23 protein-coding genes and 1 tRNA gene are annotated in these 15384 nt (G+C 70.0%); 12 read left to right on the top strand and 12 right to left on the bottom strand.

Annotation, left to right across the window (positions count from 1 at the left end):
* Positions 1 to 43: 43 nt before the first annotated feature.
* Genes DZA62_RS12400 through DZA62_RS12390 form a run of 3 tightly spaced genes read right to left on the bottom strand, consistent with a single transcriptional unit; the run spans position 44 to position 2657 of the window.
* On the bottom strand, positions 44 to 679 hold the full coding sequence (locus DZA62_RS12400) for a CG0192-related protein (protein ID WP_116949219.1): 636 nt from the start codon (positions 677 to 679) through the stop codon (positions 44 to 46).
* 2 nt (positions 680 to 681) lie between these two features.
* Positions 682 to 1134, bottom strand: a complete 453-nt coding sequence (locus tag DZA62_RS12395; RefSeq protein WP_116949487.1) for a GatB/YqeY domain-containing protein — start codon at positions 1132 to 1134, stop codon at positions 682 to 684.
* Between the two features lie 14 nt (positions 1135 to 1148).
* The gene (locus DZA62_RS12390; RefSeq protein WP_198663686.1) at positions 1149 to 2657 is read right to left on the bottom strand and encodes an MFS transporter; all 1509 of its coding nucleotides are present in this window, start codon (positions 2655 to 2657) and stop codon (positions 1149 to 1151) included.
* A gap of 46 nt (positions 2658 to 2703) precedes the next feature.
* Between DZA62_RS12390 and DZA62_RS12385 the strand changes: the two genes are divergently transcribed.
* Both DZA62_RS12385 and DZA62_RS12380 read left to right on the top strand, forming a co-directional pair.
* Entirely contained in the window at positions 2704 to 3624 is a 921-nt protein-coding gene (locus DZA62_RS12385; protein WP_116949217.1) for a metallophosphoesterase, read from the top strand.
* A 75-nt stretch (positions 3625 to 3699) separates the two neighbouring features.
* Positions 3700 to 3773, top strand: a tRNA-Pro gene (locus DZA62_RS12380).
* A 24-nt stretch (positions 3774 to 3797) separates the two neighbouring features.
* Here DZA62_RS12380 and DZA62_RS12375 read toward each other — a convergent pair.
* From DZA62_RS12375 to DZA62_RS12365, 3 genes are read right to left on the bottom strand one after another with little or no spacing between them, the layout of a single operon-like run.
* A complete protein-coding gene (locus DZA62_RS12375; RefSeq protein WP_116949216.1) occupies positions 3798 to 4949 on the bottom strand; it encodes a tyrosine-type recombinase/integrase in 1152 nt (383 codons plus the stop codon).
* A complete protein-coding gene (locus DZA62_RS12370; protein WP_157987626.1) occupies positions 4936 to 5484 on the bottom strand; it encodes a hypothetical protein in 549 nt (182 codons plus the stop codon). Before DZA62_RS12370 ends, DZA62_RS12375 begins: the two co-directional genes overlap by 14 nt.
* The gene (locus DZA62_RS12365) at positions 5477 to 6016 is read right to left on the bottom strand and encodes a helix-turn-helix domain-containing protein (protein WP_116949214.1); all 540 of its coding nucleotides are present in this window, start codon (positions 6014 to 6016) and stop codon (positions 5477 to 5479) included. The genes DZA62_RS12370 and DZA62_RS12365 overlap by 8 nt, the downstream gene beginning before the upstream one ends.
* A gap of 215 nt (positions 6017 to 6231) precedes the next feature.
* Here DZA62_RS12365 and DZA62_RS12360 point away from each other — a divergent pair, with 215 nt between their 5' ends.
* Genes DZA62_RS12360 through DZA62_RS35680 form a run of 6 tightly spaced genes read left to right on the top strand, consistent with a single transcriptional unit; the run spans position 6232 to position 8626 of the window.
* Positions 6232 to 6513: a hypothetical protein gene (locus DZA62_RS12360; protein ID WP_116949213.1), complete on the top strand. Its 282-nt coding sequence runs from the start codon at positions 6232 to 6234 to the stop codon at positions 6511 to 6513.
* Positions 6510 to 6716, top strand: a complete 207-nt coding sequence (locus tag DZA62_RS12355; RefSeq protein ID WP_116949212.1) for a helix-turn-helix domain-containing protein — start codon at positions 6510 to 6512, stop codon at positions 6714 to 6716. The genes DZA62_RS12360 and DZA62_RS12355 overlap by 4 nt, the downstream gene beginning before the upstream one ends.
* Complete coding sequence (locus DZA62_RS12350) at positions 6713 to 7534, top strand: helix-turn-helix domain-containing protein (RefSeq protein WP_116949211.1); 822 nt, start codon at positions 6713 to 6715, stop codon at positions 7532 to 7534. Before DZA62_RS12355 ends, DZA62_RS12350 begins: the two co-directional genes overlap by 4 nt.
* Complete coding sequence (locus tag DZA62_RS12345) at positions 7531 to 8064, top strand: hypothetical protein (RefSeq protein WP_116949210.1); 534 nt, start codon at positions 7531 to 7533, stop codon at positions 8062 to 8064. The genes DZA62_RS12350 and DZA62_RS12345 overlap by 4 nt, the downstream gene beginning before the upstream one ends.
* Positions 8065 to 8078: 14 nt before the next feature.
* A complete protein-coding gene (locus DZA62_RS12340) occupies positions 8079 to 8465 on the top strand; it encodes a hypothetical protein (RefSeq protein WP_116949209.1) in 387 nt (128 codons plus the stop codon).
* On the top strand, positions 8465 to 8626 hold the full coding sequence (locus DZA62_RS35680) for a hypothetical protein (protein WP_157987625.1): 162 nt from the start codon (positions 8465 to 8467) through the stop codon (positions 8624 to 8626). Before DZA62_RS12340 ends, DZA62_RS35680 begins: the two co-directional genes overlap by 1 nt.
* A 67-nt stretch (positions 8627 to 8693) precedes the next feature.
* Here the strand turns inward: DZA62_RS35680 and DZA62_RS12335 are convergent, their stop codons facing one another.
* Positions 8694 to 9002: a hypothetical protein gene (locus DZA62_RS12335; protein WP_116949208.1), complete on the bottom strand. Its 309-nt coding sequence runs from the start codon at positions 9000 to 9002 to the stop codon at positions 8694 to 8696.
* A 93-nt stretch (positions 9003 to 9095) separates the two neighbouring features.
* On the opposite strand from DZA62_RS12335, the gene DZA62_RS12330 reads away from it, so the two are divergent.
* Both DZA62_RS12330 and DZA62_RS35675 read left to right on the top strand, forming a co-directional pair.
* Positions 9096 to 9299: a hypothetical protein gene (locus DZA62_RS12330; protein WP_116949207.1), complete on the top strand. Its 204-nt coding sequence runs from the start codon at positions 9096 to 9098 to the stop codon at positions 9297 to 9299.
* Between the two features lie 81 nt (positions 9300 to 9380).
* A complete protein-coding gene (locus DZA62_RS35675; protein WP_157987624.1) occupies positions 9381 to 9542 on the top strand; it encodes a hypothetical protein in 162 nt (53 codons plus the stop codon).
* A 34-nt stretch (positions 9543 to 9576) separates the two neighbouring features.
* Here DZA62_RS35675 and DZA62_RS12325 read toward each other — a convergent pair whose 3' ends face one another.
* Positions 9577 to 10197, bottom strand: a complete 621-nt coding sequence (locus DZA62_RS12325; RefSeq protein ID WP_116949206.1) for an NYN domain-containing protein — start codon at positions 10195 to 10197, stop codon at positions 9577 to 9579.
* 252 nt (positions 10198 to 10449) lie between these two features.
* Between DZA62_RS12325 and DZA62_RS12320 the strand changes: the two genes are divergently transcribed.
* A complete protein-coding gene (locus tag DZA62_RS12320) occupies positions 10450 to 10992 on the top strand; it encodes a hypothetical protein (protein ID WP_116949205.1) in 543 nt (180 codons plus the stop codon).
* A gap of 30 nt (positions 10993 to 11022) precedes the next feature.
* A complete protein-coding gene (locus DZA62_RS37560) occupies positions 11023 to 11283 on the top strand; it encodes a DUF4326 domain-containing protein (RefSeq protein WP_116949204.1) in 261 nt (86 codons plus the stop codon).
* A gap of 46 nt (positions 11284 to 11329) precedes the next feature.
* On the opposite strand, the gene DZA62_RS12310 is transcribed toward DZA62_RS37560, so the two are convergent.
* The 4 genes from DZA62_RS12310 to DZA62_RS12295 form a co-directional block, all read right to left on the bottom strand.
* A complete protein-coding gene (locus DZA62_RS12310; RefSeq protein ID WP_116949203.1) occupies positions 11330 to 12118 on the bottom strand; it encodes a cupin domain-containing protein in 789 nt (262 codons plus the stop codon).
* The gene (locus DZA62_RS12305; RefSeq protein WP_116949202.1) at positions 12115 to 13047 is read right to left on the bottom strand and encodes a DUF6807 domain-containing protein; all 933 of its coding nucleotides are present in this window, start codon (positions 13045 to 13047) and stop codon (positions 12115 to 12117) included. The genes DZA62_RS12310 and DZA62_RS12305 overlap by 4 nt, the downstream gene beginning before the upstream one ends.
* A gap of 292 nt (positions 13048 to 13339) precedes the next feature.
* A complete protein-coding gene (locus tag DZA62_RS12300) occupies positions 13340 to 14401 on the bottom strand; it encodes a GDSL-type esterase/lipase family protein (protein WP_157987623.1) in 1062 nt (353 codons plus the stop codon).
* A gap of 40 nt (positions 14402 to 14441) precedes the next feature.
* Positions 14442 to 15374, bottom strand: a complete 933-nt coding sequence (locus DZA62_RS12295) for a C-terminal binding protein (protein WP_157987622.1) — start codon at positions 15372 to 15374, stop codon at positions 14442 to 14444.
* Positions 15375 to 15384: the final 10 nt, after the last annotated feature.

The following is a 15384-nucleotide window of genomic DNA, read 5'->3' as shown; positions in this document are numbered from 1 at the left end:
GGCATCACCCCCGCCGGATGATGACACCGCGCGGGACGTGGGGTCAGGCCGGAGGAGCCGCCGAACGCACGACGGCCAGGGTGGCGGGGCCGCCGGTGGACCAGGTACCGGTCAGCACGTGGTCGCCGACCACCTCGGCGCCGACGACCCGGACGACGACCAGCTCGAGGTCGCGGGCCCGCACGATGGTCGTCGGGCCGTCGTCGTGCATGGTGAGCGCGGTGTCCTGGGGCAGGTCGGGGCCGGCCCCTCGGCCGCTGCTGATGACCCGGGCCGACGGCTCGCGCGGGACCAGTTCGCCGTCGACGTCGACCAGTTCCTCGGCCTGCGGGGCGCCGGCCAGGACGGCCCGGGCCAGCGCCGCCACCCAGACCGGGTCGGCGCAGCCGTCGTAGACCCAGCGGGTGCCGAGGACGGAGTGCTCCATGGTGCCGACGAGCGCGTGCTCGGCGCCGGCGACCGGGGCGCCGCGGTAGGTCAGCGGCACGTGCAGCACCGCGCCGCTGTCGGCCCGCAGCAGGTGCGCCTCGAGGCCGACCTCGCCGGCGGGGTCGTCGTACCGGTAGGCGCCGGCTGCCTGGACCTCCCCGGCGCCGGCGGCCCACGGCCGGCCCGGCAGCCAGGTGGTCAGCAGCTCCAGCTTGCTGGGCCGCAGCGTCGCGCGGTGGATCAGCGCCATGCTCAGGCGAGCTTCGCCTTGACGGCGGCCGCGACCTTGCTGCCCTCGACCCGGCCGAGGACCTGCGGCTGCACCAGCTTCATCACCTTGCCCATGTCGCGCGGCGACTCAGCGCCGGACTCGGCGATGGCGGCCGTGACGATGGTGTCGAGTTCGTCGTCGGTGAGCGGCTGCGGCAGGTACTCGGCGATGACGGCGGCCTCGGCATCCTCGTTCTCGGCGCTGTCCGTGCGGCCGCCGGTGCGGAACGCCTCGGCCGCCTCGCGCCGCCGCTTGACCTCGCGCGTCAGCAGCGCCGTGACCTCGTCGTCGGTGAGCTCACGGGCGGCGGAGCCGGCCACCTCCTCGTTGCCGATGGCGGCGAGCACCATGCGGAGGGTCGCCTTGCGCACGTTGTCCTTCGCGCGCATGGCGGCGGTGAGGTCGGTACGGAGTCGGTCCTTGAGGGCTGCCATGCGCCTAGTCTGCCTCAGCAGCCGTGCGACGGCGGCAGCCCCGGCGCCGAGCACGGTGCGGGCGCCGGCGACGTCCGGATCGCGGCGGCGGAAACCGTCGCCGGCTCCTCGGCGGCCGGCGCCGTGGCCGGCGGTTCGGTGAGAGCGCGCGGCCGCAGCGTCAGGGCCGCGACGGCGCCGACGGCCAGCAGGCCGGCGCAGACGCCCATCGCGATGCGGTAGGCGTCGGTGAGCAGGTCGGGGTTCTCGTACGCCGCGCCGGACAGCCCGGCGATGGTGGGCAGGGCGGCGACGGCCAGCAGCCCGGCCGCGCGGGCGACGCCGTTGTTGACGCCGCTCGCGACGCCGGCCAGGTGCTGCGGCGCCGACGCCATGACCGTCGCCGTCAGGGTCGGGACCAGCGTCGTCAGGCCGATGCCGAGCAGAGTGACGCCCGGCAGGACGTCGGCCAGGTAGGTGTCGCCCTCGCCGACCGACACGAGCAGCCCGACCCCGACGGCGCCGCACAACGAGCCGGCCACGAGCGGTGGCCGGACGCCGAACCGCTTGGCGAGGTCGGCCGAGCGGCCGGAGAACAGCAGCATGAGGATGGTCGTCGGGATGGTCGCGATGCCCGCCTCGAGCGGACTCCAGCCCAGCGACACCTGCAGCTGCAGCACGATGAAGAACATGACGCCGGACAGCCCGGCGTAGACCGCGAACGTCATCAGGTTGATGCCGCTGAACGTGCGGTCGGAGAAGAGCGACAGCGGCACCATCGGGTGCTCGGCCACCCGCTCGCGGTAGAGGAACCCGGCCGCCGCGGCGACGGACAGCACGGCCATACCGACGTTCAGCGCGGACGCGCCGCCCTCGGGCCAGCTGATCAGCGCGTACGTGCTGGCCCCAAGCGCGACGGCGCCGAGCGACGCCCCCGCGACGTCGAACCGGCCGCCGGCCTCCTCGTCGCGGCTCTCCGGCGCGCTGACGAGGATCAGCCACACCGTCACGGCCGCCAGCGGGACGTTGATGGCGAACACCCAGCGCCAGTCGAACTCCAGCAGCCAGCCGCCGAGCAGCGGGCCGATGACGCCGGCCACGCCGGTCAGCCCGGCCCAGGCGCCGATGGCCCGCGGCCGGTCGTCGGGGTGCATGGCGGTCTGCAGGATGGCGAGCGCCCCGGGTGTGAGCAGCGCACCGCCGATGCCCTGCAACGCCCGCGCGGCGATCAGCACCTCGACCGTCGGGGCCAGCGCGCACAGCACGGACGCCGCCGTGAACCACACGACACCGATGAGGTAGACGCGCCGCCGGCCGAGACGGTCGCCCAGGGAGCCGCCCAGCAGGATCAGCGCCGCGAGCGTGAGGGTGTACGCGTTGACGGTCCACTGCAGTGCCGCGAGGCTCGCGTCGAGCTCGCGCCCGATGGTCGGGAGAGCGACGTTGACCACCGTGCTGTCGAGGAACGCCATGCCGGACCCGAGCGCGGTCGCCGCGAGCAGGGCGCGACCGCGGGGAGTGGCGAGTCGTACACCGTCCGTCATGGTGAAGGAGAGTACTCGCGGGGTCCGACTGTGGGACTCTGGAGACATGGTCGTGAATCGGGTGGCGCTCGCGCTGGCGGCGACGGCCGCCGCCGGGCTCGTCTACTCGGCCGGCTATGAGGTGCGGGCCTACCGGCTGCGCCGTTTCGACGTCCCGGTGCTGGCCCCGGGCAGCCGGCCGTTGCGCGTGCTGCACCTGTCCGACCTGCATCTCACGCCCGGTCACCGCGGCCGGGCGGCCTGGGTGCGCAAGCTCGCGGCGCTGGAGCCGGACCTCGTCGTCAACACCGGCGACAACCTCGCTCATCCGGAGGCCGTCCCGACGGTGCTCGACGCTCTCGGGCCGCTGCTGGACCTGCCCGGGGCGTTCGTCTTCGGCTCCAACGACTACTTCGGGCCGCAGCCGAAGAACCCGGCCCGGTACCTGCTGCCGCTGGAACGCATCCGCGAGCAGAACGCCCGCACCCACGCCTCCGCCGTCGACCTGCCGTGGAAGGAACTGCGCGACGAGTTCCGCTCCGCCGGCTGGCTGGACCTCACCAACACCCGCGGTTCGTTGACCATCGACGGCCGCCGGCTCGCCTTCGCCGGTGTCGACGACCCGCACCTGGGCCGCGACCGCCTCGACGACGTCGCCGGGCCGGCCTCCGCGGCGGACCTCACGGTCGGCGTGGCGCACGCGCCCTACCAGCGCGTCCTCGACGCCTTCCACCGCGACGGGTACCAGCTGCTGCTCGCCGGTCACACCCATGGTGGCCAGCTGTGCGTGCCCGGCTACGGCGCGCTGGTCACCAACTGTGACCTCGACACCGCCCGCGTCAAGGGCGTCTCCCGGCATCCCCGAGTCGGCGGGGCCGGAGCGGCCTGGATGCACGTGTCGGCCGGCCTCGGCACGTCGCCGTACGCGCGGGTCCGGTTCGCCTGCCCACCCGAGGCGACCCTGCTGACACTGACCGGCGAGCGCTGACCTCCTGCCGGCCTGACCGAGTGCTGAACCGGATTTCGATCCTGCGCCCGGCTCGGATATGCTGACTCAGCACTTCGGGGTGTGGCGCAGCTTGGTAGCGCGCTTCGTTCGGGACGAAGAGGTCGCAGGTTCAAATCCTGTCACCCCGACGCAGGTCAGAGGCGGTTTCCGGTTCATCGGGAGCCGCCTTCCTGCTGCTCGTGCGCCCCACGTGCGCCAGGAGCGCCAGAACGGCGCGCCCAGGACTCCGCCACGCGGCTGTGGGCATCCGGCTGCAGATGGGCGTACCGCTGCGTCGTGGCGTAGTCCTCGTGGCCCAGCAACGCCTGCACGTCGTACAGCGGCACACCGTCCTGCACGAGCCAACTGGCGGCCGTGTGCCGCATGATCCGCGGCGGGAACCGGCGGATGCCGGACGCCTCGACGGCCGGGTACCAGATGCGGTTCCGGAAGTCGCCGTCGTCGATGGGGCCACCGGCCGGCGCGGTGAACACCAGCGCGGTGCGCGGTCGGCCGACCATGAGCGTGCTCATGCGCTCCAGCGTCCCGGGCGGGACCGGTACGGTGCGCCGGGACATCATCGACTTGGGGTACTCGCGAAGGCCGTCGCGGGTCATGACGTGCGTGACGTGGATCTTGCCGCGTATCCAGTCCACCCGGTGCCCGTGCAGACCGTAGATCTCGCCGGGCCGCAGGCCGACGTCCATGCCCAACTCCACCAGGGTGCGGTGGGCGACATCCGTGAATGCGTCGTACAGGGCCCCGGCCTCGTCGCGCTCGTAGAACTCGATGGCCCAGGCGGACCGCTTCGGCAGCTCGAGGTCCGCGAACGGGTTGGTTAGCACGATGGGCGGGTGCTCCTTCATCGCGGCCTTGTACAGCCCGCCCATGAGGAACACGATGTCACGGACCGTCGCCGCCGAGAGCGTAGGGACATCGTCATCGTCGATCGAGACGTCGCGCCCTTTGTGGCGGGCGCGGCGAGTCTCCACCAGGTCGTTGACCCACTCCTGGGCCTCCATCCGCGTCACCGCGTTCATTGGCCAGGTGCCCCAGCGGTCCTCGCAGTGCGTGCGCCAGAGGGAGGCGTTCTTCTTCGTGGGGGTATCGAGCACGCGGGCCGCACTGACGCGGTCGTGCCACTCCTCCACGCGGATCTCGCCGACTCGGGGGTCCCGGACCTCACCGCGGTTGTACTGCGCCTCCAGCTCGGTGGCCCACTTCCTGGCGACGCTCTTCAACGGGTCGGTCGAGGTGACCTTCTTCCCGTTCGGCATCCGGACGGTGGCCTGCCACTTCCCCGACGGCAGCTTACGGATGTACATCTTGGCCGTCCCGCTGGCGACGCTCGGCCTTGATCTCGGCCATCATGCGGTCGGCGTTCTCGAAGTAGTAGTTCGCCCGCGCCAGGTCGTCGCCGTCGAGCTCCTCGGGCTCCTTCCCGCGGTGGAGGTCCAGGATCGCTGACGCGTACGCAGCCTTGTACACCCTCGACGCACTCGGCATCGCGAGCGGACCAGCCAGGTATCGGCGCGGCAGTCGGGCACCGGGGGCCGGGTTGAAGTCGCGGCCGCACGCCATGTCACTCAAGCCGTGGCGCCAGCCCGTGCGCCGCACGCGTTCCCGGACGACCCCGTGCATGATCGTCCCCGCCAGGAACGAGGTGGATACAGCGGCGACGAATACGTAGATGAGCTGCCAGCCGGTCCCCAGGAAGAAGATTCCTGCGAATGTCAGTGCACCCATCAGCACGTAGATCGCGATCCACAGCGGCAGGTTGCGACGATAGACCTGGAGAGCCGCTCGCAGGCTGTGTGCGATCTCGTACCGGATACGGTAGGTGCTGTCGAGCTTACGCATTGCCTCCCCCATGCGTGTCGGCCTGGCGCAGGCGTCCGAACTCCCGCGCCGCGGCCATCAGGACTGTGATGAATTCGTCGTGCTCGTGCTCAGGGTCGTACCAGTCGACATCGAGGCGTCCCTCGGCGACGTTCACAAGCTGCTTCATCTGTGCGCGGCTGCGGTGCAGCTGTCGGTGCCACTCCTGTAGCAGCACGCGGCGCATCTCCGGCGCGATCGTCGCACGGCTGATCAGCTCGACGGTCGGATCGACGACCTGCTCGACCTCTGGCGGCTCAGCGCCGCCCAGTTCCTCGGACGTCATGTGGCCGGCGAGCACCAACAGGCGCGGCAGCGGGGTCCGGAAGAGGTCAGCCAGCTTGCGCAGCTGAGCGACGTCGGGCGTGGCCTTGCCGTGCCGCCAGCGGCCAACCGTGGACCCGTTCACCTCGAGCTCGCTCGCCAGGGCCAGATCACTCTCGTAGCCGAAGGCGCGCATCTGCACGGCCAGCCACTGGCTGAACGTGACTGCGGGGTCCGGCTGCCTGGCCACACTCGCTCCCTGTCCTCGACATTGCGTCCACGCACAACGTACAGCGCCCGGCCGTGCATGCGCAAGCACTCGGGTCGATCGAATGCATCAGTGCACATTAATCCTGCTCACGCGCAATGCGATATCTATCGAGGCAGGAGGCAGATGAGTGTTCGTGCACTCATGCAGGATCTGCCAGTTTGTGATCTGCATCGGCGCATGGTCTACTGGTCTGCATGAGCGCAGAGCACACCTTGCGCCAGACGCAGACGGCGGTCCACTTCCGGTTCCGCGCTGGTGCCTGGGAACGCATCGCCGAGGAGATGGGGTGGCCGAGCTACTACGCGGCCTCCACCGCGCTCGGCGTGAGCAACACGACGCTGTCGAGGGCCGTCACCGGCCAGACAGCGCCTGGGGAGCGGCTGATGGCGGCCATCCTGTGCCAGCTCCCGCGGCACTGGCGGCACGAGGATGTGTTCGAGCTCGTGGCCGACGGCGAGGCGGTGACGGTCCGATGACGACCATCCGGCTGTACACGCCCAAGGCCGCCGGCACCGACGTCCTCGGCTGCTCCGAGAACTCGGTCTATCGGCTGGTCGCCGACGGCGTGCTGCGCGCCGTTGACATCTCGCGACCGGGCTCGCGGCGGTCCAAGCTCCGGATTCGCAGCGATGACCTGCTGGCGTACATCGAGCAGCAGACGCGGGTCACCAGGTCGTGAGCATCAAGGTCATGTCCTGGGTGCTCCAGCACTCCCGCAGCCGTATGGGCGAGCGGCTGGTGCTGCTCTCCATCGCGGACTGCGCGAGCGCCGACGGCGGCAACGCCTGGCCCAGCATCGCCGAGCTCCGCCAGAAGGCCGGCATGTCCGAGCGAGCCGTCCAGGGCGCCATCAAGAGGCTCGTGGAGATCGGCGAGCTGGTGGTCGAGTACGGCACCGGGCCGTACCGCCACAACCGCTATCGCGTCGTCATGGACCCCGCGGAAGCTGCGCCCTCGACCCCGCAGGATGTGCCCCCCGCAGATTCTGCGCCCCCGCAGGAAACGACGTCGGACCCCGCAGCAAACGACGCCCTGACCCCGCAGCAAACGACAGCCGACCCCGCAGCGAACGACGCCCCATATAAGGAAGAACCGTCCTTGGAACCGTCCATAGAACCGTCCAAGGAACCGTCCGGTTCGGAGCTGGCGCTCCCGGCCGACGTCGTCGACGCCGAGATCGTCGAGTCCGAACCGACTGCCCGGGACCTCATCGCCGAATGGATCGACCACCGCAGCGTCGACGACAAGCCCGACAGTCGGACCAAGGGCCAGATCGCCAAGAACGTCGGCAACCTCCTCGCCGAGGGCATCCCGTACGACCGCGTCCGTCGCGGCCTCCAGTTGTGGGACGAGAAGCGCCCGCACCCGTCGACGCTCCACAGCTTCGTCCAGCAGGCCGGCGCGCCGGGCCCCACCCGCGGCCGCCCAAGCACCACCGACCAGCGCGTCAGCGACACCCTCGCGCTCGCCGCGAGGTACGCCCAGGAGGGACAGTGAACAAGTCCGAGACCGCGACCATCCTTGCGATGGTCCAGAGCTTCGACCGTCGCACGGTCGGTGAGGCCGACATCGCCGCGTGGGAGGCCGTACTCACGGACATCCGGCTCGACGACGCCAAGGCCGCCGTCCTCGGCCACTACCGCAAGTCGCGTGCCTGGCTCATGCCCGCCGACATCGTCGACTTCGTCACCCTGCTGCGACGCACCAGGCGGGCGCGGATCCCCCTGCCGGCCGCACCACCTGAGCTCGTCGACGGCTCCGGCTACCCGATCCCCGAGGACGCCGAGAAGTGGCGCGCCTACGTGGAGTGGCGCGACGAGACGCTGCGCGCCATCGCCGATGGGCAACTCGTGCCAGACCCGCCGACCGACGTCTTACTGCGCGACATGGACGAGGTCCAGGCCGCCGGTGACGGCATCTGGGCGCAGACCCTCGCACCGTGGCCCGGCGCGGAGCCCGTCGCCGCCATCGAAGAACTCAAGCCCCGCGACATGTCCGCCCTGGGCGATGTCGTCAAGACCATCTAGGAGACGACTTCAGCATGACTGAACCCACCAAGCCGACCCCGGCCCAGCTGTCCGACGAGCTGCCCGCGTCCTGGTTGGAGCCCGACGGTGTCACGCTCACTCCGTGGGGCAGCCTCGGCATGACGGTCGACCGTCACATCGACGACATCCACGACCTCGACGCCGGCCAGAAGGACCAGGCCGAGCTGATCGTCGCCCTCGACCGCCGGGTGACCGCGCTCGAGGGGCGGGCCGGCGTGACGCCGCCCGTCGACACGACCCCGATGGGCACCACGCCCACGAAGGTGCTCGTCCCCACCAAGCGCCGCCCCGACGACTACCTGCTCGGTCTTTGGGTCGGCGCGGCGTGCGGCATCGGCGCCGTGATCGCGGCGCTGGGGATTCTCGAGGCGGTGCGCTGATGGCCGCAGCGTTCATCCAGTGCCGGTACATGCGCCTCAACGGCGAGCAGTGCACCGGCGAGGCCCTAGACCCCGACGGCGAGATCCTGCTGTGCATGAAGCACGCCGGCCGCGTCATGGTGATGGTGCGCGAGGCGCACGCCAAGAAGCTCCAGGTCTGACCACGAGCTTCTTGGCCAGAACATCATGGTGCCCCGGCCGCCCGAAACGGCCGGGGCACCACCATTGTCAGCGCGTCGGAAGGTATCGGCGGCCAGATCCCGGCGGACCGGCCTGGACCGAGTCGCCCGTCACCCTGATCCAGCCAGCAGGACCGTAGACCGCCTGTGCCCGGCTGATCGCCTTGATGATGAGCGTGCCGCTGTCGCCGACGGTGTAGCCGACCGTCCCGCCACCGTTCACGCCCCGGTACCTGTGTATCTCGCCTGACGGCAGCTCGACGTCCACCTTGCTCTCCACGAGCTCGTCCTGCTTGAAGTCGATGTCGTCCTCGAAGTACTCGATCTCGTTCGCCTGGAACGCCCAGAGCTCTGCCACGCGGTTCCCCCCTCGGGTTGGTGGAGTCCGCACCGTACGCACCACCCCGGACAGAATGGCGTGTTGATGACACCGCCACGAGAGCCCCGCGGCATGACCCTCGAGGAGCTTGAGCGCCAGAGGTTCTGCGCCATCAAGGACGCCGCCGTCTACTTGGGCCGCACGTACGCCTTCGCGCACCAGTTGGTGAAAGAGCAGAAGATCGCGTCGGTCTACCAGGGCTACCGGCGGATGGTCGTCGTGAAGTCGCTCAAGGCGTACGCCGACCGCCTCCCCATCGACCACCCCGACGCGTGAGCGGCCCCCTCCGGCCCGGCGGCGATCAACCCGCCCCATTTGCTCTCGCGCAGGTACCGATAGCGCGCAACACTGGGTCGTATGAGCGGTGACGGGAAGCGGCACACGGACGAGGAGATCCAGGCCGCCGCTGAGCGATTCGAGAAGTGGGCTGACGAGCTCGAGCCCGAGGACTTCGAGGTGATCGACCTGACTGGGCCACGCGCCGTCGACGACCAGACTCCTGCCGACGAGGAGGAGTAGACGCGTGCCCCGGCGGCTTGGAACCGGCCGGCACCTACATGGTCCACTTCCTCGGCCTCTTGTACTCGCGGCCGTTATCAGGGTCTTTCACGACATCAGGCAGCTGCGCGGCCCTGATTCTCGGCAAGTTGATGTGGAACGACGCGGACATGAGCTTCTTCAACTCGTCGGAGTGACGCTTCGGCGGGAACGCCGCGGCGAAGAAGCTGCGCGGGGCCAGCTCGCGAGCGGCCTTAATGCCTGGCACCAAGTCGCTGTCGGCGCTCAAGATCAGAGCTGAGGTCATGTTGCCCTTGGCGGCGTCCAACACGAGCGTGGACGCGATGTTGACGTCGGTCTCCTTCTCTTCGTACTTGGTCCAACTCTTGCCGCATCCACGGCAAGTCACGGTGTCGCTCTGGTGGCGCCCTTGGATGATGGCGATCTTGTCGCCGTTCTGAGCGAGGAGCGCAGACTGGTACATGCCCTGACGAGATGCGGCTTGAGGCTCACCCAGGACAGGCGCCGTGAAGTACTTCACGGCCGCCAACTGGCTGCGCGGGCGCAAGGACCGGGCGAGTGCGACGAGGTCAAGCCAGAGAAGGCGGCACCGGGCGGCGTCGTGCAGGCCGTAATAGAGGTTGAAGCCGTCGACGTACATGATGAGCTTGTCCAAGATGTGAGCCTCTCGCCCGTATGCTCCCCGCCAGAGTGGCTAAAACTGTAGATCCACTACGCACTGAACGCTAGACATCTGACGCTGAAACGTCATACACTCCAGGTACCTCGCCACGGCCGAAAGGCTGTTGGCCCAACGGCCTCTCCTCGTGAGAGGCCGTTTTTGTTTGTGCGCCTGTCGGACCAAGAGTGTTACTGCGCGACCGCGCTATAGCTCGGCATAGCACTTCGTAGCTTGTACGCTTATGGCATGGCCAACGCGCTGTACTACCCGCGGGCGAACCGCACCGCTCAGTGGTTCGGCAACGCGTATACGGGCTCGCTCGTCGACCCGGACAAGGTGGTCTGGCACACCACGGAGACCGGTGGGTGGCCCGGCTACGGCGGCGGCGCCTCTGCTCCGACGCTGACCTACCACGCGCTGATCCACCAGTGGCGCCAGCACTTCCCGTGCAACCGGTCCTCGCGGGCGCTGCGCAACGAGCCCGGCGGCGTCGAGACCAACACCGAGGACGCCCTGCAGGTCGAGATCATCGCCTACAGCGACGAGCGCCTCGCCGAGCAACGCGGCCACCTCCCCGTGTCCGAGCTGGACAGCGAGGCGATCGACGACCTCGCCGACTTCGCCGAGTGGGCGAACCGCGAGTGGAGTGTGCCACTCCGGGCCGATGTCGGGTGGCTCTACAGCGACTTCAACCGACACGGTAGTCGCGGGAGCGCCGCTGCAGCTCGACCTGTTCGGCGAGGTCGAAGCTGCGACCCGCGAGCCGCGGCGGGTCTAGGTAAGCCTTAGCGGCCCTGGCGCACCGAGCACCCCGACGCTATGGTCGTCGCTCGCCCGACTGCCTGGGGCAACCCGTTCCGAGTCGGTGACGTCGACCATTCACCGACGAGGTCGTCGCCGACCGGGCTGGAGCAGTCGCGGTCTTCGTCAAGGCCAACGGTGACCCGGCCTGCCTGGGCAGGAGCCGCCCACCGCGGACTCGGCGGCCGCGACCTCGCCTGCTGGTGCCCACTCGACAGGCCATGCCACACCGACGTGCTGCTGAGCATGGCTAACGGGGACCGGAGGCCGGGGTGGTAGCTGCCGCCGCGCCCGCAGAGTCACTCATCCACGCTGTGAGGGGAATCTAATGGCGTCGGCCGGAGGTCCGGACAGCGAGGGAGTCCGACAAGGCAACAGGGGACTGGGCCGCGACGTCCCAGGTGCGCAGCAGGCCGCACATGCCGTACCGGTAGGTCCGCTCCCGCCGCTCGCCGACGTGGACCGACGCCGTACGCAGGTGGCCGGCGTCGCCTCCGGCTAGGTTCGCGAGGACCCGTTCGGTATCGTCGACGCCGGTCCGGACAGTCTGCTCCCAGGTGCGACGCCAGCCAGGCACCTTTGCGGCAACCAACGCGCCGGCCCGCTCGTGCAGCCGGTCTAGGGCGGCCGGCCCTTCCGCGGCGACCCGGTCGCGCAGGTGCGCGAACCCCTCCAGTGCGAGGTCGCGGCGGCGCCGGACCGCGGTCTCGACGCCGTCCTCGTCGGCGTCGCTGCGGGGCAGCGCGGCGGCCGCGGCATAGCGCTCCGGGTCGGCTAGCACGTCGTCGGGGAAGGTGAAGACCGCGTCGCCGGCCTCGGGCAGCCCGGCGTTCTGCATGACGACGACGATTTCCAGCCCGCCGTCGTTGACCAGCCGGTGCACCGTGCCCGGCGTGAACCACAGGACGGTCCCGGCGGCCAGTGGATGCTCCGAGGCCCCGGCGGCGCTGAGGGTCTGCAGGCGGCCGCTGCCGCCGACGACGACGTAGCCCTCGCCGGACGCGGTGTGCAGGTGTGGCGAGCCGCCGGCCAGCCCGTCGGGCGTCGGCCAGTCGTAGACGGTGAGGTGGCTGACCGCCGTCCCGCCGGGAAAGCCGGACCGCGGCGCCGTCATCGGCCCACCTCCTCGAGGCGGTTGCCAGCAGGCTGTGCCAAGGCGGCCAGTGCCGCCGCGCGGTCCGGGTCGCTCGCGCCGTCGGCGACAACAACGGTGTAGGCGAAACGCAGCGTGGCGCCAGGTTCGAACGGCAGTTCCTCGCTGAAGAACGGCGCCGGGCAGAGCGCCGCGAACGCCTCGGTGCGCACGAACCACTGCGGCGGGTGCGCCGGGTTGTCCGCGTGGTCGACGATGACGATGGTGGACGCGCCGCCGGTCTCGTCGTGCGGCCCGGTGAATCCCATCCATGGCGCCCGCTGCCCGCGCAGGTCGTCGCGACCGGCGACGCCGGGCGCCAGCACAGTCCCGCCGGTGAATGCGCGCGGGCCGCGCCAGAACAGTCCGCCGTAGCCGGCGTTCTCGCGTCCGGCGGTGGTGGGGCTGCCAAGCAGGATTGTGGCGTTTGTGCGGTTGGTCATGGCGGTGCCGAACCGCAGCGTCCAGGCGTCCTGGCCGAGCCGCGTGGCGACGGTGACATCCCTGTCCTCGTCGACGATGTGCCGGCCGGGCTCGGTGATCCAGGCGAGGTCGTGCCGCCACGTCACCCCGCCGGGCTGGGAGTCCAGCGTGCTGAACCGCCGGTGCCGCATCGCCCCGTTGTTCGGGAACTGGACGTAGCGCTGCTCGTCGCGCACGTAGGTGCCACCGCCCCAGAAATTGTCCGCACCCACGTGGGGCAGCGACCACGCCAGGCCCTTGTGCCACACATGGTCGTGCGGGCGGTTGACGGTGACCAGCTCGCCGGTGAGGGTCCGCAGCGGGTGGAAGTACGGCCGCGGCGCCTCCCGCTGCGGGTCGCCTGGCCCGTAGACGTAGCGCACCAGCTCGGCCCCGTCGTGGGTGACGGTCACCGACCTCCCGATGTCGTGCACGCAGCCGAGGTTCATCCACGTTCCTCCTGATCGGTTGCGGGATGGCGGGACAGCGCTCTAAGAATCGGCGGGGCGGGGGATGCGAAGGGGCCCCGGGCGCCGGACGAGACGAGATTGGACGAGTACTCGAACCGCTCGTCGCCCGTTGGGCCGCGACCTGGCCGTCCGCCGTCAGCGTTGTGGTCGCGCCACCCTCGTGCTTGAGCCGGCGCGGCCCGCTGAGCTTCTGGGCGTCGAGAGCGGGTCGTAGGGGTCAATCTGGCAGACCAGCGCGTCCATGTGCGTTCCCGGTGATAGTTCGGGGGCATCAGGGTCGTTGTTCGGGCGCGGCCACGGATGTTGCGGCGTGGGCATCCCGTGCCGCGAGTCCGCGCAGGCGCAGGTAGTGAGCGGTTCTCGCCGCCATCTGCCGATATCCGTCGGCGTCCGGATGGAGTCCGTCATGGAGGAGGTGGGCGTCTTGCTCTCCTATGAGGGCGAGGCCGTCGAGGACGTGGAGTCGGGTGTCGCCGTGCGCACGAAGATCGCCGCCCACGGTGTGGACCATCTCCCGGATGTCGCGGAGCGTCAGCTGGACTGGGTTCGGCGATGTCTCGCGGCGGGGGGAGTGGATCGGCGAGCTGACGACGATGTCGGCGGTTGGATGGGCGAGCCGGACTCGGCGTAGGAGTTCGGCGATCTGTCCTGGAAGTGTGCGCGCACCGTAGGTGGCTCTTCCGTAGATATTGATCCCCAGGCAGAGGCTGATCACGTCGGCGTCGAGGCTCTCGATCGTCCTGGCCGCCGCGGGGTCGAGGTGGCAGTTGCCCCCGAATCCCATGCAGGTCAGATCCCAGCCCAGTTCGCGCGCGACCAGAGCTGGCCAGGTCTCACTGGGGCCGTCGCTCGCCGCGCATTGGGTGATCGAGCTCCCGTAGGTGATCCACCGTGTCCCGGCTCGGGGAGGCGGCTCGACTGCGGCCGCACCGACCACGCCGGCCGCGGCGACGGTGACGGTGCCGTGATGGGGGAGCCAGACGTCGACTTCCGATCGGCGCCGCGGCAGATCGGCTATCACGTTGGTCGGGCCCGCAACGGGGTGTCGAGTGAGCAGTTCACCGTCCGCCAGGATGTCCACGGGAGCGCAGGGCCCCTCGCCCGTCTCCAGTTCGATTTCCAGGGTGCCTCCATGGATCACGGCAGACAGGCGCACACCCGCCGCCATGCGAGCCTTGTCGTACAACGGTTCGGCGTACGCGTAACGCTCCTCCTCGGGGAGCAACCGCCACGGCTGCGAGCGATCGCCGTGGATCGTCCACGCCACCGCACCACGCCAGAACTCTGGTCGCTTGCTCGGATCGAGGTCGAACCCCTGATGTCCGCTGCGCACAGCAGTCTCCGTTCCGGAATCGAGTACCTGATGGGTCGAGCTAGGCCTGTTTCGCGCTCGGCCTCGCATCGAGGAGGTCCACGAGCGTCGATGCCGCACGCGACCGCAGTTGCCGAAGCGAGTCAGGGCTGTAGTAGGCGACGTGTGGAGTGACGATCACCTGGTCGAGGTGGGCGATGCTGCTGTGCTCGTTCGTCTCCACGACATCCAGGGCTGCCGCAGCGAGATGCCCGGACACCAGGGACTCCTGCAGGGCGGGCTCGTCGATCAGCGCGGCCCGGGAGGTGTTGACGACGACCGCTCCCGGCGGCATAAGGGCCAGGCGGCTGCGGTTCACGAGGTGCCAGGTCTCCGTCGTCGCCGGGAGGTGCAAGGACACGATGTTCGAGGCCCGGAAGGTGTCGTCCAGCGACATCGGCTTGTACCCTGCGGCACGGATGGCCTGATCATCGATCTGCGCATCACAGATGACGACGCGGGCGCCGAAGGCACTGAGGCGCTGAGCAACGGCCCGGCCGATGCGCCCGAACCCGACGACTCCGGCCGTCATCGACGACAGCGTCGCCAGTATGCGCAGATCGGCCGGCGGCGGCCACGTTCCGGCTCGAACGAGCGCGGCCGCGCCAGCCACGTCTCGTGTGACCGAGAGGATGAGGGCGAGCGCGTGATCGGCCACCTCGTCCGTGCAGTAGTCGGCGACGCCCGACACCGCGACACTTCGGCGCTTCGCGGCGTGCAGGTCGATGACATCGAGTCCCACCCCGTATCGGACGACGGCTCGAACTGTCGGCGCTGCGTCGAGAACCGCAGCGGTCACGGGTGCGTACTGCGTCAGGAGGCCGACGGCACCGTCCGCAGCCGACATCGCATCGTCCTCGCTGTTGGCGGACGCGATTCGGCAGGCGTAGCCGGCGCCGGCCAGGATCTCGCTCTCGATCTCGCCTCGACCGAAGTCGCAGTCGAGGATCGCCACGGTTCCACGG

The sequence above is a fragment of the Jiangella endophytica genome, from assembly GCF_003427025.1.
In the GTDB taxonomy this organism is placed as follows: domain Bacteria; phylum Actinomycetota; class Actinomycetes; order Jiangellales; family Jiangellaceae; genus Jiangella; species Jiangella endophytica.
Note: the sequence above shows the minus strand (reverse complement) of the source record. Positions and strands in the feature narration are given on the sequence as shown.

Excerpts from the sequence above, each read along its gene's own strand:
- DZA62_RS12400 (WP_116949219.1), bottom strand. The coding sequence starts at position 679 with ATGGCGCTGATCCACCGCGCGACGCTGCGGCCCAGCAAGCTGGAGCTG.
- DZA62_RS12395 (WP_116949487.1), bottom strand. The coding sequence starts at position 1,134 with ATGGCAGCCCTCAAGGACCGACTCCGTACCGACCTCACCGCCGCCATG.
- DZA62_RS12390 (WP_198663686.1), bottom strand. The coding sequence starts at position 2,657 with ATGACGGACGGTGTACGACTCGCCACTCCCCGCGGTCGCGCCCTGCTC.
- DZA62_RS12385 (WP_116949217.1), top strand. The coding sequence starts at position 2,704 with ATGGTCGTGAATCGGGTGGCGCTCGCGCTGGCGGCGACGGCCGCCGCC.
- DZA62_RS12375 (WP_116949216.1), bottom strand. The coding sequence starts at position 4,949 with ATGTACATCCGTAAGCTGCCGTCGGGGAAGTGGCAGGCCACCGTCCGG.
- DZA62_RS12370 (WP_157987626.1), bottom strand. The coding sequence starts at position 5,484 with ATGCGTAAGCTCGACAGCACCTACCGTATCCGGTACGAGATCGCACAC.
- DZA62_RS12360 (WP_116949213.1), top strand. The coding sequence starts at position 6,232 with ATGAGCGCAGAGCACACCTTGCGCCAGACGCAGACGGCGGTCCACTTC.
- DZA62_RS12355 (WP_116949212.1), top strand. The coding sequence starts at position 6,510 with ATGACGACCATCCGGCTGTACACGCCCAAGGCCGCCGGCACCGACGTC.
- DZA62_RS12340 (WP_116949209.1), top strand. The coding sequence starts at position 8,079 with ATGACTGAACCCACCAAGCCGACCCCGGCCCAGCTGTCCGACGAGCTG.
- DZA62_RS35680 (WP_157987625.1), top strand. The coding sequence starts at position 8,465 with ATGGCCGCAGCGTTCATCCAGTGCCGGTACATGCGCCTCAACGGCGAG.
- DZA62_RS12330 (WP_116949207.1), top strand. The coding sequence starts at position 9,096 with ATGACCCTCGAGGAGCTTGAGCGCCAGAGGTTCTGCGCCATCAAGGAC.
- DZA62_RS35675 (WP_157987624.1), top strand. The coding sequence starts at position 9,381 with ATGAGCGGTGACGGGAAGCGGCACACGGACGAGGAGATCCAGGCCGCC.
- DZA62_RS12320 (WP_116949205.1), top strand. The coding sequence starts at position 10,450 with ATGGCCAACGCGCTGTACTACCCGCGGGCGAACCGCACCGCTCAGTGG.
- DZA62_RS37560 (WP_116949204.1), top strand. The coding sequence starts at position 11,023 with ATGGTCGTCGCTCGCCCGACTGCCTGGGGCAACCCGTTCCGAGTCGGT.
- DZA62_RS12310 (WP_116949203.1), bottom strand. The coding sequence starts at position 12,118 with ATGACGGCGCCGCGGTCCGGCTTTCCCGGCGGGACGGCGGTCAGCCAC.
- DZA62_RS12305 (WP_116949202.1), bottom strand. The coding sequence starts at position 13,047 with ATGAACCTCGGCTGCGTGCACGACATCGGGAGGTCGGTGACCGTCACC.